The organism is Arthrobacter sp. AL05, from assembly GCF_029960715.1.
In the GTDB taxonomy this organism is placed as follows: Bacteria; Actinomycetota; Actinomycetes; order Actinomycetales; family Micrococcaceae; genus Arthrobacter.
On record NZ_JASBRC010000009.1, the window covers coordinates 115,574 to 130,924 of the forward strand.

The following is a 15,351-nucleotide window of genomic DNA, read 5'->3' on the forward strand; positions in this document are numbered from 1 at the left end:
GCACCACCCTAGTGGATCAGCGCACGGTGCTGGATTCAAGGTCCTCGTCCTCGAGGCCGAGGACCTTGAGCTTGCCGCACTTCCGGTCCGCGAGGTACTCCTTCATTTCTCGCTTGTTGACCGGCAGCAGCAAGTAGACCCCGAGCAGGTTCACGGAGGCGCAGACGAACAGTGCAGCGTCGGCGAAGTTCAGCACCTGGGTGAAGGTCAGCACGGTTCCCACGACGGTAAAGATCAGCACGGTTCCCACGACGGTAAAGAAACGGAAGACCCACTTGCAGCTGAGCTCGGAGGCCTTGCTCCGGCCGAAGAGGTATTCCCAGGCTTTGAGCCCGTAATAGGACCAGGTGATCGGGGTGGAGAAGGCGAAGAGCGAGACTGCCACAGAGGTCTTGAGACAGCGGAACTGGATAAAGCCGAAGTAGATCGTGAAGACCACACCGGCGCCGATGATCCAAGCCACGACGGCCGGAAAGCTCACCTCACCGATAGTGATGGGGAAAGACAATATCTGAGAAGCTCCCGGTGACCGGCTGAAAGACCGTATCTGCCGTGCTTTCTACGACCGTCAGCCAGCCGATTCCGCAGGAGGCAGCTTGTGTTGGCAGCGCTTGGGAAATTGACATTCCTCCACTAGCACGCCAATCAACCGTGATCGCTATCACATTTCGAATCCCCTACGGCATTTGCGGCTCTCTTTGATGGGTATCTGACACGGTTCCCGGTGGCGGAATCGCGTAAGAACAATCGATCCGACCTCGGTGCTGATGCCCCGCCTTCCCGCCGTTGCCCTGCGGGGTCCTCCGGCCGTGGAAGAATTGCCCCATGGCTGAAGACACGCAGGGTACAGACACGCCCACCACCGCCCCCATCAATGTTCCGGACAAGCCCGCCCTGGAAGGGCTGGAAACCGCGCTTACCCGGCGCTGGCTTGACGACGGGACCTACAAGTTCAACCCGGACACCACCCGGGAGCAGGTCTACTCGATCGACACTCCCCCGCCCACCGCGTCGGGTTCGCTGCACGTCGGCCACATGTTCTCCTACACCCAGACCGACGTCCTGGCCCGCTACCAGCGGATGACCGGCAAGAATGTCTTTTACCCGATGGGCTGGGACGACAACGGCCTGCCCACCGAGCGACGCGTGCAGAACTACTTCGGTGTGCGCTGCGACCCCACGACCGCATACGACGCCGGCTACCGCCCCCCGGCGGAGCCGGCCAAAAACCAGCGCGACTTCGACGTCGTCTCGCGCCGGAACTTCATCGAACTCTGCGAGGAGCTCGCGGTCGAGGACGAGAAGGTCTTCGAGAACCTGTTCCAGACCCTCGGCCTGTCCGTGGACTGGGACCTGACGTACCGCACCATCGACGACAAGTCCCGTGCCATCTCCCAGCGTGCCTTCCTGGCGAACCTGGCTGCCGGCGATGCGTACATGGCCGAGGCGCCCACCCTGTGGGACGTGACCTTCCGCACCGCTGTGGCCCAGGCCGAGCTGGAGGACCGCGAAGTTGCCGGCGCGTACTACCGCTTCCCCTTCTTCACCGAGGGCGGCGAGAAAATCTTCATCGAGACCACCCGCCCGGAACTGCTGGCCGCCTGTGCCGCGCTCGTGGCGAATCCCGACGACGAACGCTACCAGCCGCTGTTCGGCAAGAAGGTCACCTCCCCGTTGTTCGGCGTCGAGGTGGAGGTCAAGGCCCACCCGCTCGCCAAGGCGGACAAGGGCTCCGGCATTGCCATGGTCTGCACCTTCGGCGACCTTACCGACGTCACCTGGTGGCGCGAGCTTCAGCTGCCCACCCGCGCGATCGTGGGCCGTGACGGGCGCATCATGGGCGAGACCCCGGAGTGGATCACCACCGCCGAAGGCCGCGCGCACTTCGAGGCGATCGCCGGCAAGACCGTGTTCAGCGCCAAGGAAGGCGTGGTGGAGCTGCTGGCGGCAGCGGAACTGCTCGACGGCGAGCCGAAGAAGATCATGCACCCGGTGAACTTCTTCGAGAAGGGCGACAAGCCCCTTGAAGTTGTAACGTCACGCCAGTGGTACATCCGCAACGGCGGCCGTGACGCCGAACGCCGTGAGCGGCTCATTGCCCGCGGCCACGAAATCGAATTCCACCCGGCATTTATGCGTTCCCGCTACGAGAACTGGATCTCCGGACTGAACGGCGACTGGCTCGTGTCCCGCCAGCGCTTCTTCGGTGTGCCCGTTCCCGTCTGGTACCCGCTGGACGCCGACGGCAACCCGGACTTCGCAGCTCCGGTCGTCCCGTCCGACGCGCAGTTGCCGGTGGACCCCGCAGCGGACGCGGCACCCGGCTACGAGGAAGCCCAGCGCGACGTTCCGGGCGGTTTCACCGGTGACGCCGATGTGCTGGATACCTGGGCCACCTCCTCGCTGACCCCGCAGATCGTCGGCGGCTGGAGCACCGACGAGGCTCTCTTCGCCAAGGTTTATCCCTTCGACGTCCGCCCGCAGGGCCACGACATCATCCGGACCTGGCTGTTCTCCTCCGCCGTGCGCGCCGACGCCCTGCAAGACTCCGCTCCCTGGAAGCACGCCGCCATCTCCGGCTGGATCCTGGACCCGGACCGCAAGAAGATGTCCAAGTCCAAGGGCAACGTGATCGTTCCGACCGATGTGCTGGAGGAGTACGGCTCGGACGCCGTGCGTTACTGGGCGGCTTCGGCCAAGCTCGGCGCGGACACCGCCTACGAGATCGCGCAGATGAAGATCGGGCGCCGGCTCGCGATCAAGCTGCTCAACGCCTCGAAGTTTGTGCTGAATCTCGGCGCCACCGAGGACTCCGTCGTTTCGGGTGACCTCGCGGTGCTCAGCAATCCCCTGGACCGGGCCGTGCTGGCCCAGCTCTCCGAGGTGGTCCGCCTGGCCACCAAGGCGTTCGAAAACTACGACTATGCCCGCGCCCTGCAGATTTCCGAGAGCTTCTTCTGGCACTTCACCGATGACTACGTGGAGCTCATCAAGGACCGCGCCTACGGTGCCGCAGGCGAGACTGAACAGGCTTCGGTCCTGGCAGCACTGGCGACGAGCCTGGACACCCTGCTGCGCCTCTTCGCCCCGTTCCTGCCGTTCGCCACGGAGGAAGTCTGGAGCTGGTGGCGGACGGGTTCGGTTCACCGTGCACAGTGGCCCTCCGCCGTCGAAATCGACGGTGACACCACGTTGCTGGCCACCGTAGGGACCGCGCTCAGCGGGATCCGGAAAGCCAAATCGGAGGCCAAGGTCAAGCAGCGCACCGAGGTCCTGTCGGCGACCATCACGGCTCCGGAGTCCCTCACAACCCAGCTGAAAGCCGGCCTGGCCGACCTGAAGGCCGCGGCCAACGCCCGGGAACTGATCCTCGTGGGCGGCGACGGCGAACTGACCGTCGGCGACGTTGTCCTGGCCCCGGCCGAGGAGACCGGGCAAGCCTGACGGCTGTCCGCTCGGGAGACCAAAAGAGGGACCTCCGCCCGGCTCACGCCGGGCGGAGGTCCCTCTTTTGTCCGGCTGATCCTTGCTTTCCGGGGCCTCAGATCCCGGTTGCGGCCTCGAAGTGCGTCAGCACCGGCGGTGCGGCCAACAGCTCCCCCAGTCCGCTTGCGCCGGCGCCTGCGCGCCACGCGCGGTATGCGGAGTCGTGTTCAATCGACTCCCACCGTTCCACCACCAGAAAGTGTGCGGGGTCGTGGCTGTCGACAAGGACATCAACACCGAGGCAGCCGTCAAAGGCGCGCGTGTCGGCGAGAATACCGCGGAGCACCTCCGCCGCCGTGGGAAGGGCTTCTGCCTTCAGGGTCAAGTCAAGGTGGGCTGTGATGGGCATGGAGCTCCAATGGTCGCAGGTGGCAGAGGGGACACCCGGCCTGGATGCCGGCCACCACGGCACCCGGAGCGGTGCCCTGCCATTGGTGGCAACAGCGGTGCCGGGCCAGTTGTTCCTGCGACTTTGCTGAACAGGCGCAATGTGAACCGGTCGGATTTTGGGGCAACCCGCATTTTGCCCTATAACCCGCATTTTGGGGCAAAGGGGAAGCCCCATCAGCGTTTTGCCGTTGGTGGGGCTTCGACTTTCGATTGCCACGTGACGTCTCAGGCAATCTGGCGGGATCCTTGGATTTCCAGGTCTTCCTACCTCGTCACTGGTAGCCATCATCTGACTGTGCCGTAGGCTGCGTCGGATAAGTGTCACTGAATCGTTGGTTCCCGCGTCCCGCTTCTTCCGAAGTGGGTAAGTTCAATTGTGATCCTGCCCTGCCGGATACGCAAGAGCCCCGAAGGAACTACACGCGGGTAGTTCCTTCGGGGCTCTGGTTGTGCCTCGGGCTTCTAGCTGAACACGGGGCTTTCGGTCCGGCTGCGCTTAAGTTCGAAGAAGTACGGGAACGACGCCAGGGTCACTGTGGCGTCCCACAGCCGTCCGGCCTCCTCGCCGCGCGGAATGCGCGTCAGTACCGGGCCAAAGAAGGCGGTGCCGTTGAAGGCGACCACCGGTGTGCCGACATCCTGCCCGACCAGCGAGATGCCTTCCTCGTGGCTGCTGCGCAGCTCGGCGTCAAACGCGTCGCTCTGGCCGGCGGCCGCCAGCTCCGCCGGGAGGCCGACCTCCGCGAGGGACTTCGAGATAACCTCGGCGATGTCAACATTGCCCTCGTTGTGGATTTTGGTACCCATGGCGTCGTAGAGGGCCTTCACGTATTTTTCGCCGTGCTGCTGGGCAGCGGCCGTAATGACCCGCACGGGGGCCCAAGCCTTGGTGAGGAACGCCCTGTAGTCCTCCGGGAGTTCTTCACGGCCCTCATTCAGCACGGCCAGGCTCATAACGTGCCACTGGACGCTGACATCGCGGACGTCCTCTACCTCGCCAATCCAGCGGGAGGTCACCCACGCGAAGGGGCACATCGGGTCGAACCAGAAGTCGGCTTCGTTAGTCGTTGCTTCTTGGGTCAGGGATTCAGACACGGTTGTTCTCCTTAAGGAAGTCTGCCGGGAAACATGCGCTGCTGCGGATCCAGCACCCGGGCGCGCCATAGGTGACAGCGACCGGCGCACCATGTTTATTCCGGGTCAGGCCGACTTACGGCGCTTGAGGTCGTGGGCGATCAACGTGGGCGCTGCCTTCTTGGAGACGACGTCCTCCGTGATAACGACGGTGGCAATGTCCTCGCGGCTCGGCAGGTCAAACATCACAGGGAGCAGGACCTCCTCCATGATGGCGCGAAGCCCTCGGGCCCCGGTGCCGCGTTCCAGTGCCTGATCGGCGATCGTGTTAAGGGCTTCCTCGTCGAACACCAGCTCAACGCCGTCGATCTGGAACATCTTCTGGTACTGCTTCACCAGGGCGTTCTTGGGGGTAGACAGAATCTGGATGAGCGCCGCCCGGTCCAGGTTGGAGACAGTGGTGATGACGGGCAGGCGGCCGATGAACTCAGGGATGAGCCCGAACTTCAACAGGTCCTCAGGCATCACCTCGCCGTAGGAGTCGGTGTTGTTCTTGACCTCGTTGAGCGGGGCGCCGAATCCGATGCCCTTGCGGCCGGACCTGGAGCCGATGATCTCCTCGAGACCGGCGAACGCACCGGCCACGATAAAGAGCACATTGGTGGTATCGATCTGGATGAATTCCTGGTGCGGATGCTTGCGGCCGCCTTGCGGCGGAACCGAGGCGACAGTGCCTTCCAGGATCTTCAGCAGGGCCTGCTGCACACCCTCGCCGGAAACGTCCCGGGTGATGGAGGGGTTCTCGCTCTTGCGCGAGATCTTGTCGATCTCATCGATGTAGATGATGCCTTGCTCGGCCTTCTTGACGTCGTAGTCGGCGGCCTGAATGAGCTTTAGGAGGATGTTCTCCACGTCCTCGCCGACATAACCGGCTTCGGTCAGTGCGGTGGCGTCGGCGACGGCGAAAGGTACGTTGAGCCGTCGGGCAAGCGTCTGCGCAAGGTACGTCTTGCCGCAGCCGGTAGGCCCGATGAGCAGGATGTTCGACTTGGCGATCTCGACCTCATCGTGGTGTACCCCTTCGGCGAGGCTGCCGCTCTTAGGGGCGTGGCCCGCCTGGATGCGCTTGTAGTGGTTATAGACCGCTACGGCGAGTGAGCGCTTGGCCGGCTCCTGGCCAATCACGTATTCCTGCAGGAAATCGAAGATCTCGCGGGGTTTTGGCAGCTCAAAACTGCCCAGGTCAGCCACTTCGGCGAGTTCTTCCTCGATGATCTCGTTGCAGAGTTCAATGCACTCGTCGCAAATGTAGACACCGGGCCCGGCAATGAGCTTCCGAACCTGCTTTTGGCTCTTTCCGCAGAAAGAACACTTCAGCAGATCCGTGCTCTCGCCAATCCGAGCCATATGTGAACCCCTTTGTATTTTGCTGCCGGCCGTGTTCTTCGCCTGCGCAGCGCTGCACCCGTTACTGGAATCACGGACCTTCCCCAGGGAGGCCAACCGTGACATGTTCCACTCTAGGTCACTTTCGGCCTATTGAGTGGAAAGCAGACACCGGTGCGGCCACGTCAAGTGGCGCACCGGTGTCGGGAACTGCTGCTTAGCTACTTGGTGATTGCCTGGGGCTTCATCTTGCGTGAATCCAGCACCTGGTCGATCAGGCCGTACTGCATGGCCTCGGCAGCGGTGAGGATCTTGTCGCGCTCGATGTCGTTGTTGACCTGTTCCGGGGTCCGGCCGGAGTGCTTGGCCAGCGTGTCCTCAAGCCAGGACCGCATCCGCATAACCTCGGCTGCCTGGATCTCCAGGTCGGACGCCTGGCCGCCCTGGCCGCCGGACAAAGAGGGCTGGTGAATGAGGACGCGGGCGTTGGGAAGCGCGAGGCGCTTGCCCGGTGTGCCGGCTGCAAGGAGCACAGCCGCGGCACTGGCGGCCTGGCCGAGGCAGACGGTCTGGATCTCCGGGCGGATATACGTCATGGTGTCGTAGATCGCGGTCATAGCGGTGAAGGACCCGCCCGGGGAGTTGATGTAGAGCGTAATGTCGCGGTCCGGGTCAGTTGACTCCAGCACCAGCAGCTGGGCCATCACGTCGTCGGCCGACGCGTCGTCAACCTGGACGCCGAGGAAGATGATGCGGTCCTCGAACAGCTTGGTGTAGGGGTCCTGGCGCTTGAATCCGTAGGGGGTGCGCTCTTCGAACTGCGGCAGCACGTAGCGGCTGCTCGGCAGGTTGCCGGCAGTCGAACCGAAGTTGTAATTCATGTTCATTGCTCCTGAAGTCATTGCTGTCTGCGTGCCGGTCAGTTCTCGGTGGCTGTGTCTGTGCCGTTGTCACTGCCGCCGGCGTTGGTTCCGCCGCCGCCGGCCACGGAGCCCGCGTGCGCGGCAATCTTGTCGAAGAAACCGTAGTCGAGGGCCTCCTTGGCCGTGAACCACTTGTCGCGGTCGTTGTCCTTGAGGATGGTCTCGACGCTCTGTCCGGTCTGGTCAGCGGTCAGCTCGGCCATAACCTTCTTCATGTGCAGGATGAGCTCGGCCTGGATTTTGATGTCCGATGCCGTGCCGCCGATGCCGCCCGAGGGCTGGTGCATCAGGATGCGTGCGTTCGGGGTGGCGTAGCGCTTGCCCTTGGTACCGGAGGAGAGCAGGAACTGTCCCATCGAGGCGGCGAGGCCGGTGGCGACGGTCACGACGTCGTTGGGGATGAACTGCATGGTGTCGTAGATGGCCATGCCGGCCGTCACGGACCCGCCCGGTGAATTGATGTAGAGGTAGATATCCTTCTCGGGGTTCTCGGCCGAGAGCAGCAGCAGCTGCGAGCAGATCGCGTTGGCGTTCTCGTCGCGGACCTCGGAGCCGAGCCAGATGATGCGCTCTTTCAGCAGGCGGTTGTAAATGTAGTTGTCCTGGGCTGCCGGATCGACAGTAGCCATCCGGGGTGCCCCTGCTTGCTGTGACATATGTACTTCCCTCTCGCTGGCGACGGTGATGCCACTGGACGACATCACTGAACTTTCCTACATGGACACTAACGGTTTTTCGGACCGCTTTGTGCGCAGGCGCGGGGCTGTTCGCTGACGGCGCACGACTGGCCGGGAGGGTTCGTCACAGGCTTAAAAGGCAGCACCCCCGGATCAAAGATCCGGGGGTGCTGCTGGACTGCGGAAGCGGAAGGTATTAGAACTTCACGGCTGCCGGATCATCATTTGTGCCGGTCTCGGTTGCCGCTTCCTCGGAAGCGCTTTCCTCGGCCTCGGCGGTTGCCTCAACGGTTGCCTCTTCGTCGCCGGGGCGGACGAAGTCGCTGAGGTCGACGGCGTTGCCCTCAGAGTCGGTGACCTCGGCCTGGCCGAGGACTACGGCCAGTGCCTTGCGGCGGCGGACCTCGGAAACCATCATGGGGACCTGGCCGCTCTGATCGATGATCTGGGCGAACTGGTTCGGGTCCATGCCGTACTGGCCGGCGGTGGTCACGATGTAGTCGATCAGCTCGTTCTGGCTGACGTTGACTTCTTCCTTCTCGGCGATGGCGTCCAGGATGATCTCGTTCTGGAAAGCCCGCTCGCTGTTGGCCTTGACCTCGGCGCGGTGCTCCTCGGTGTCGTGATCGCCTTCACCGTGCGCGTTTTCGGCGTTGAAGTGCTGCTCAAGCTGCTCTTCGACGACGGAGGCCGGTACGGGAACCGCAACGAGCTCAACGAGCTTGTCGAGGACCTTGTCACGGGCTTCAACGCCCTGCTCGACGACCTTGGACTCCGCGGCCTGCTTGGTGAGGTCCTCGCGGAGTTCGGCCAGGGTGTCGAACTCCGAGGCCAGCTGGGCGAAGTCGTCGTCAGCCTCGGGCAGCTCGCGCTCCTTGACGGACTTGACGACGACCTTGACCTGGGCGGACTCACCGGCGTGCTCGCCGCCCACCAGGGTGGTGTCGAAGATCGCATCCTCGTCGGCGCTGAGGCCGGTGACAGCTTCATCAAGGCCCTCAAGCATGGTGCCGGCGCCTACCTGGTAGGACAGGCCCGAGGCGGAGTCAACTTCGGCGCCGTCGATCGTGGCGGTGATGTCGATGGTGAGGAAATCTTTGTCGGCGGCGGGGCGGTCCACGGACTTCAGCGTGCCGAAGCGGCCGCGCAGCTCATCCAGGGCCGTCTCGACGTCGGCGTCGGTGGAAGCAGCGGCTGCAACCTCAACCTTGATGCCGGCGTAGTCGGGCAGCTCGATCTCGGGGCGGACGTCAACCTCGGCGTGGAACTTCAGCTCACCGTCGGTGGCGGACGGATCCGGAACTTCGGTGATTTCGACCTCGGGACGGCTCAGCGGACGGATGCCTGTTTCCTGGACTGCCGCCTGGTACCAGCCGTTCAGGCCTTCGTTGATGGCAGTCTCCAGCACATAGCCACGGCCAACGCGCTGGTCAATAAGCTTGGAGGGGACCTTGCCCTTGCGGAAACCGGGGACCTGGATCTGCGAAGCAACGGTCTTATATGCCTCTGCGATGCTGGGTTTCAATTCCTCAAAGGGGACCTCAACATTGAGCTTGACCCGCGTGGGGGTGAGGTTCTCGACAGCGCTCTTCACAGTCTAAGTACTCCTGGTTTTTAGGGGGTGGGGTTCTGCACCGCCAAGGTCTGGCGGCAACTGCAGAGTCGGGGTGACAGGATTTGAACCTGCGACTTCCTGCTCCCAAAGCAGGCGCTCTAGCCAAGCTGAGCTACACCCCGTAAGTGCACAGAACAGTCTACGGTCATATCGTGCCGGTTTGCACATTTGACACTGGGGCCCTGAATTAGGTTTAGTTGTATCCGGCTTGAACAGCCACCCGGAAGTTTTGCTGGAAGTCTCCTGCAAAGTCCCGGGGACGTAGCTTAATGGTAAAGCCTCAGTCTTCCAAACTGATTACGCGGGTTCGATTCCCGTCGTCCCCTCGGAAATATGACGAAAAAGCCCCTCTGCGGAAGGGCTTTTTTGTGCCCGTTTGGCCGCTAAGCCCTAACCCCCGCACGGGCCCGCCGCCAGCAAGGAACCCGATGGCCCGCGGCCCGCAAAGAGTTCTCTCACCCCTGGCAGGAAGGGCACCAATAGAGCTTGCGGGCCCCCAGGTCGGTCAGCGCCACCGGCGTTCCGCAGTTCCGGCAGTCGAGACCCTGCCTCCGGTAGACGAAGTGGGACTCGTCCGGGGCGGGCAGCTGGCCACGGTGCCCGCCCGCGGCGAGGCCGGCCCAGCAGTCCGGGGGTGTTGTGATGATCCTGCCGTCACGGACGCCGTCGGACATCACCGCGACGCTGTCGTCCCAGAGCTCCCGGGCAGCAGCGGCGGAGAGCGAGCGGCCCGGCAGCCAGGGGTCCAGCCCCTGCCGGAACAGCAGTTCGGCGCGGTAGACATTGCCGACGCCGGCGATGACCTTTTGGTCCATCAGCAGGGCCGCGATCGGCGTGCGCCGGGCCCGGACAGCGGCAACAAAGGAGTCCCGGTCCCCGGGCAGGTTTCGCAGCGGATCGGGTCCGAGTCGGGCGAGCACGGCGGCAGCTTCGTCTTCGGTAACCACTTCGCACGTCGTTGCGCCGCGCAGATCGGCCCAACCGTGTACCCCGGCGAGACGGACCCGGACGGCACCGACCGGTGCCGGCGGGCCCGAATACGTTGCCGGCTCAGCCGACGCCCCGTCGTCAAAAATCTCCCGTTCCCCGACTTTCCTGGGCGCCCCGATGCTCGACGCGCCCCGGAAGCCTGCGTCTCCACCGAAATCCCAGGCCCCGTAGAGGCCCAGGTGGACGTGCAGCGCCAGCCCGTGGCCGAACGCCAGGAAGAGGTGCTTCCCGTGCGCGGTGGAGCCGGTGAGCGTGTGGCCGTCCAAGAGTGCCGCGCCCCGGACAAAACGCCCCTGCGGACTCGACACCGCTAGCTGCTCGCCCGTAAAGACGTCGCCGAACTGGCGGGCCAGCCGGTGGACCGAATGCCCCTCCGGCACTAGGCGAGGACCTCGCCGGTGCGCTCATAGGCGGCGATCTTGCCGATCCGGCGGACGTGGCGGACGTCGTTGCTGAATGGTTCCGCCAGGAACGCCTCGATGATTTCGGTGGCCTCCTCGACGCTGTGCTGCCGGCCGCCGACGGCGACCACGTTGGCGTCGTTGTGATCTCGCGCCAGCTTCGCCGTGGACAGGTTCCAGGCCAGCGCCGCCCGGACGCCCTTGACCTTGTTCGCTGCAATCTGCTCGCCGTTGCCGGAGCCGCCCAGCACGATGCCCAGGGCTTGTGTGCCGGCTTCCTGGTCCGCCACGACCGCAAGAGCGGCATTGATGCAGAAGGAGGGGTAGTCATCCAGGGCGTCGTAGGCCGCGGGTCCGTGGTCGACTACCTCGTACCCCCTGGCGCCAAGATGGGCGACGAGGTGGGCACTGAGTTCCATGCCGGCGTGGTCGGTGGCGATGTGCACGCGCGGGAGGTCAGGAAGGGTCACGGCGTATCCGTTCGGTGGGGCAGAGCAGTGGGGTCACCGGGTCTGCGGTGCGGTCTGGGAAGCTGCTTCCAGCTTACTAGGGCACGGGACCGAGCCGGCCGTTCCGCCTGCCGGCAGTTCGTCACACACCGGCGGCTCCGCCGTCCCGGTGCGCGCGTGCGGCCACCCGTGAGATGACCTGGGCTACGTTCTCCGCAGTGGCGGCGCTCCCGCCGCTGACGGTAACGGTCCGCCCGTCGGAACGGCCCACAACAATTGCCGGTCCGCTGCTGACCAGCAGGGCAGTTGTGCTGCCGTGGCTGCGGTAACCCCAGCCGCCAAAGTCGGCCGCCCGGATCTCCTGCTGTGTCGCCGACTCGATGGCGCCGGCCGGAACATCCAGTACCCGGACGAAGCCGGCGGCGAAGACGCGCAGGCCGCCCCGGTCCACCCGGATGCGGGCGAACAGGCACGCCGCCGCCAGCAGGGCCAGGGCTACAAGCAGGGCCGCCAGCCAGGGCAAGGCGATGGTGAGGAGTGCGGCTGGAAGCACTGTGGCGACCCCGAGCATCACAAAGACGGAACTGCGGGCGTGGACCCACAGGCTCACTGCATCGCGGGCCAGCCCGGGATCGATTTCGCGGGCCAGGGCCGCCGCCACGGCCTTCTCGTCGTCGGCGGACCAGCGTTCGTCGGCCTTGAAAACAAAGCCCATCACGAAGCCCAGGCCCAGTGCCGCTCCGCTTCCCATGGCGAGTACTGTGACATCCACCTGGGCCTGCCTCGCATTGCCGAGCCCGAGCTGACCGACCAGCACGGCTGCGAGGACGGCGGTGATGAACAGGCTGACGAACAGACCGGCGCCCATCATGATCCGGCGCATCACCGCCGGGCGGGACAGCGGTACCGCCTGCAGCAGCACGCCGCCGCCAAGCAGCACGATCAGGGCGGCGCCCACTCCGGTCACGGCCGGGAACGGTGCGAAGTCCGCCGCGCCGCCCTCAGCCCAGCGCACTGCCAGCGGCTCGGGCAGCTCCGTGCGGATCAGCAACGCGCACACCACAAACGCCGTTGCCAGCATCAGCGGAAACCCCAAGGCGAAGCGCAGTGCCCTGGCGTCTACGGAATCCCGGAATCTATCCATATCCACCACGCTACCCCCGGGTGATGAGGGCTTCGGTATCGTGGTGGGACCTAACGCAACTTGCCAAGCACCGCAGAAGTGAAAGAATGATTTCACAATACTTGTTCGCCCATCCGCACAGCATCCCTGGAGGCTCCCCTTGCCCGGAATGAACCTGACGCGCGCCGAAGCACGCGAGCGCGCCGAACTGATCGCCGTCAAATCCTACGAGGTCGAGCTCGACCTGACCCGCGGAGGGAAAGTCTTCGGCAGCACCACCGCTGTGAAGTTCACGGCCGTGCCGGGGTCCTCGACGTTCATCGACGCGGTGACCGACGCAGTGCACAGCGTGAGGCTGAACGGCCGCGAGCTGGACCCTGCAGCGGTCTCCGACGGAGTCCGCATCCAGCTGCCGGATCTCGCAGCGGACAACGAGCTACGGGTGGTCGCCGAGGCCCCCTACATGAATACGGGCGAGGGCCTGCACCGGTTCGTGGATCCGGTGGACCAGGAGGTCTACCTCTACACCCAGTTCGAGGTTCCGGATTCCCGGCGGATGTTTGCCGTGTTTGAACAGCCCGACCTCAAGGCCAGCTTCACGTTCACGGTGACTGCGCCCTCGCACTGGGATCTCATCTCCAACTCCCCCACCCCGGTGCCGGTGGAGACCATCCCCGGCCCCGACGGCGGCGCCCGCTCCGTCTGGGAATTCAGCCCCACCCCGCGCCTGTCCTCCTACGTCACGGCGCTGATCGCCGGGCCGTACGAATCGGTGCGCAGTGAAGTAGTGTCCGCCACCGGGAAAGTCACTCCGCTGGCCGTCTTCGCCCGCAAGTCGCTGATGCAGCACCTCGACGCGGAAAACATCTTCGAACTCACCCGGCAGGGCTTCGAGTTCTTTGAGGCGCAGTTCGGCTGCCCGTACCCGTTCGAGAAGTACGATCAGCTCTTTGTGCCCGAGTTCAACGCCGGTGCGATGGAGAACGCCGGCGCCGTGACCATCCTGGAAGGCTACGTCTTCCGCAGCAAGGTCACCGACGCCCAGGTGGAGCGCCGTGCCATCACCGTGCTGCACGAACTCGCCCACATGTGGTTCGGGGACCTTGTGACGATGCGCTGGTGGAACGACCTCTGGCTCAATGAGTCCTTTGCCGAGTACATGTCCCACCTTGCCGCCGTCGAGAACACGGCATTCGACCACGCCTGGACCACCTTTGCCTCGGTGGAGAAATCCTGGGCGTACCGCCAGGACCAGCTGCCGACCACCCACCCGATCTTCGCCGAGATCAACGACTTGGAAGACGTCGAAGTGAACTTCGACGGCATCACCTATGCCAAGGGCGCCTCGGTGCTCCGGCAACTGGTGGCCTGGGTGGGTCCGGAGGAATTTATGGCCGGCGTCCGCGAGTACTTCCGCAAGCACTCCTGGCAGAACACCGAGCTCAGCGACCTGATGGTCGAGCTCGAAAAGGCCAGCGGCCGCGACCTGGACCACTGGGGGAAACTCTGGCTGGAGACCGCCGGCGTCAACACCCTGACGTCGGAACTGTCCGTGGGTGCGGACGGAAGCATCTCGTCCTTCGCCATCCTGCAGACCGCCACCGAGACCCAGCCGACCATCCGCCCGCACCGGCTCGCCGTCGGCTTCTACAACCTCAATGGTGCCGGGAAGCTGGAGCGCGTGCACCGCGCGGAACTCGACGTCGACGGTCCGCGCACCGAGGTGCCCGCCCTGGCGGGGCTCGCACAGCCGGACCTGATCCTGCTCAACGACGATGACCTCGCCTACGCCAAGGTCCGGCTGGACCCGAAGTCCCTCGCCACCGCCACCGCACACCTGAAGGACATCGGCCAGAGCCTGCCCCGCACCCTCGTCTGGGGTTCGGCATGGGACGCGGCGCGCGACGGCGAGACTCCGGCCCGCGGCTACGTGGAGTTGATCCTGGCCAACATCGCGGAGGAATCCGACTCGTCAGTGACCATGGTCCAGCTCCGCCAGCTGGCCACGACGCTGAACTTCTATGTGGCAGCGGACCACAAGGAAGCCACCGCGACCGCCGCGGCCGGCCGGCTCTGGGAGCTTGCCGCCGGCGTCCGGGCCGGCTCCGACGCACAGCTTCAGTTCGTGAAGGCCTTTGCCCTGTTGGCCCGCAGCGCCGGTCAGTTCGATACCGTCGCCGGGCTGCTTGACGGCTCCCTGAAACTGGCCGGCCTGACCGTGGACCAGGACCTGCGCTGGGAACTGACCACCGCCCTCGTGGTCGGCGGCCAGGCCGGGCAGGAGGCGATCGACGCCGAGCTCGAGCACGACAACACCGCCACCGGACAAAACGCGGCGGCCCTGGCGAAGGCGGCCATCCCCACCGCCGCGGCCAAGGCTGCGGCCTGGGAGTCGATTGTGGTCACCAACGAACTCTCCAACGCCCTGCAGGGTTCGGCGGTCGCCGGCTTCACCCGGGTGCTGGACACCTCACTGCTGGAGCCTTACGCGGAGAAATACTTTGCGGCCGTCCCCGGCGTGGTCAGGGACCGCACCCACGCCCTGGCCCAGCAGATCGTCGTCGGGCTCTACCCGGCCCAGCTGACCACACAGGCCACGGTGGACCGCACGGATGAGTTCCTGGCCTCGCTGCCGGCGGAGAGTGCGGCGCTGCGCCGAATGATGTTGGAGAACCGCGACGGTGTGGCCCGTGCACTGCGGGCCCGGCAGGCCGACGCCGGCTAGGGAGCCGCTTAGGGAGCCGCTTCCCGGAGTCCCGCCCAACTAGCTCGCAGCAAAGGCCGTTTTGGACGCTCATAACGACCCCTGCTGCCAGCTAGTTGGGCAGGGATGTGTT

The 15,351-nt window shown here is 64.9% G+C and carries 12 protein-coding genes and 2 tRNA genes; 3 read left to right on the top strand and 11 right to left on the bottom strand.

Annotated features, from left to right (window positions below):
- Positions 1-16: 16 nt before the first annotated feature.
- The gene (locus QK287_RS12495; RefSeq protein ID WP_282360272.1) at positions 17-481 is read right to left on the bottom strand and encodes an alanine:cation symporter family protein; all 465 of its coding nucleotides are present in this window, start codon (positions 479-481) and stop codon (positions 17-19) included.
- 344 nt (positions 482-825) lie between these two features.
- On the opposite strand from QK287_RS12495, the gene valS reads away from it, so the two are divergent.
- Entirely contained in the window at positions 826-3,444 is a 2,619-nt protein-coding gene (gene valS / locus QK287_RS12500) for a valine--tRNA ligase (RefSeq protein WP_282360273.1), read from the top strand.
- 97 nt (positions 3,445-3,541) lie between these two features.
- Here the strand turns inward: valS and QK287_RS12505 are convergent, their stop codons facing one another.
- The 7 genes from QK287_RS12505 to QK287_RS12535 all read right to left on the bottom strand — a co-directional run bounded on the left by QK287_RS12505 (position 3,542) and on the right by QK287_RS12535 (position 9,673).
- Positions 3,542-3,835, bottom strand: coding sequence for an antibiotic biosynthesis monooxygenase family protein (locus tag QK287_RS12505; protein ID WP_282360274.1), 294 nt, complete (start codon positions 3,833-3,835; stop codon positions 3,542-3,544).
- A 503-nt stretch (positions 3,836-4,338) separates the two neighbouring features.
- The gene (locus QK287_RS12510) at positions 4,339-4,971 is read right to left on the bottom strand and encodes a DsbA family protein (protein WP_282360275.1); all 633 of its coding nucleotides are present in this window, start codon (positions 4,969-4,971) and stop codon (positions 4,339-4,341) included.
- Positions 4,972-5,076: 105 nt separating this feature from the next.
- Positions 5,077-6,357, bottom strand: a complete 1,281-nt coding sequence (gene clpX, locus QK287_RS12515) for an ATP-dependent Clp protease ATP-binding subunit ClpX (protein WP_226774585.1) — start codon at positions 6,355-6,357, stop codon at positions 5,077-5,079.
- A gap of 200 nt (positions 6,358-6,557) precedes the next feature.
- A complete protein-coding gene (locus QK287_RS12520) occupies positions 6,558-7,217 on the bottom strand; it encodes an ATP-dependent Clp protease proteolytic subunit (protein WP_226761217.1) in 660 nt (219 codons plus the stop codon).
- Positions 7,218-7,255: 38 nt separating this feature from the next.
- The gene (locus QK287_RS12525) at positions 7,256-7,888 is read right to left on the bottom strand and encodes an ATP-dependent Clp protease proteolytic subunit (RefSeq protein WP_226774595.1); all 633 of its coding nucleotides are present in this window, start codon (positions 7,886-7,888) and stop codon (positions 7,256-7,258) included.
- Between the two features lie 244 nt (positions 7,889-8,132).
- The gene (tig, locus tag QK287_RS12530; protein ID WP_282360276.1) at positions 8,133-9,530 is read right to left on the bottom strand and encodes a trigger factor; all 1,398 of its coding nucleotides are present in this window, start codon (positions 9,528-9,530) and stop codon (positions 8,133-8,135) included.
- Positions 9,531-9,598: 68 nt separating this feature from the next.
- Positions 9,599-9,673: transfer RNA gene (locus QK287_RS12535), tRNA-Pro, on the bottom strand.
- 133 nt (positions 9,674-9,806) lie between these two features.
- On the opposite strand from QK287_RS12535, the gene QK287_RS12540 reads away from it, so the two are divergent.
- Positions 9,807-9,877: transfer RNA gene (locus QK287_RS12540), tRNA-Gly, on the top strand.
- A 129-nt stretch (positions 9,878-10,006) separates the two neighbouring features.
- Here QK287_RS12540 and QK287_RS12545 read toward each other — a convergent pair.
- The 3 genes from QK287_RS12545 to QK287_RS12555 all read right to left on the bottom strand — a co-directional run bounded on the left by QK287_RS12545 (position 10,007) and on the right by QK287_RS12555 (position 12,535).
- On the bottom strand, positions 10,007-10,921 hold the full coding sequence (locus QK287_RS12545) for a DNA-formamidopyrimidine glycosylase family protein (RefSeq protein WP_282360277.1): 915 nt from the start codon (positions 10,919-10,921) through the stop codon (positions 10,007-10,009).
- On the bottom strand, positions 10,921-11,412 hold the full coding sequence (locus QK287_RS12550) for a ribose-5-phosphate isomerase (RefSeq protein WP_282360278.1): 492 nt from the start codon (positions 11,410-11,412) through the stop codon (positions 10,921-10,923). The genes QK287_RS12545 and QK287_RS12550 overlap by 1 nt, the downstream gene beginning before the upstream one ends.
- Before the next feature lie 121 nt (positions 11,413-11,533).
- The gene (locus QK287_RS12555; protein WP_226774589.1) at positions 11,534-12,535 is read right to left on the bottom strand and encodes a hypothetical protein; all 1,002 of its coding nucleotides are present in this window, start codon (positions 12,533-12,535) and stop codon (positions 11,534-11,536) included.
- Positions 12,536-12,683: 148 nt separating this feature from the next.
- On the opposite strand from QK287_RS12555, the gene pepN reads away from it, so the two are divergent.
- Positions 12,684-15,239, top strand: a complete 2,556-nt coding sequence (gene pepN / locus QK287_RS12560) for an aminopeptidase N (protein WP_282360279.1) — start codon at positions 12,684-12,686, stop codon at positions 15,237-15,239.
- Positions 15,240-15,351 lie beyond the last annotated feature (112 nt).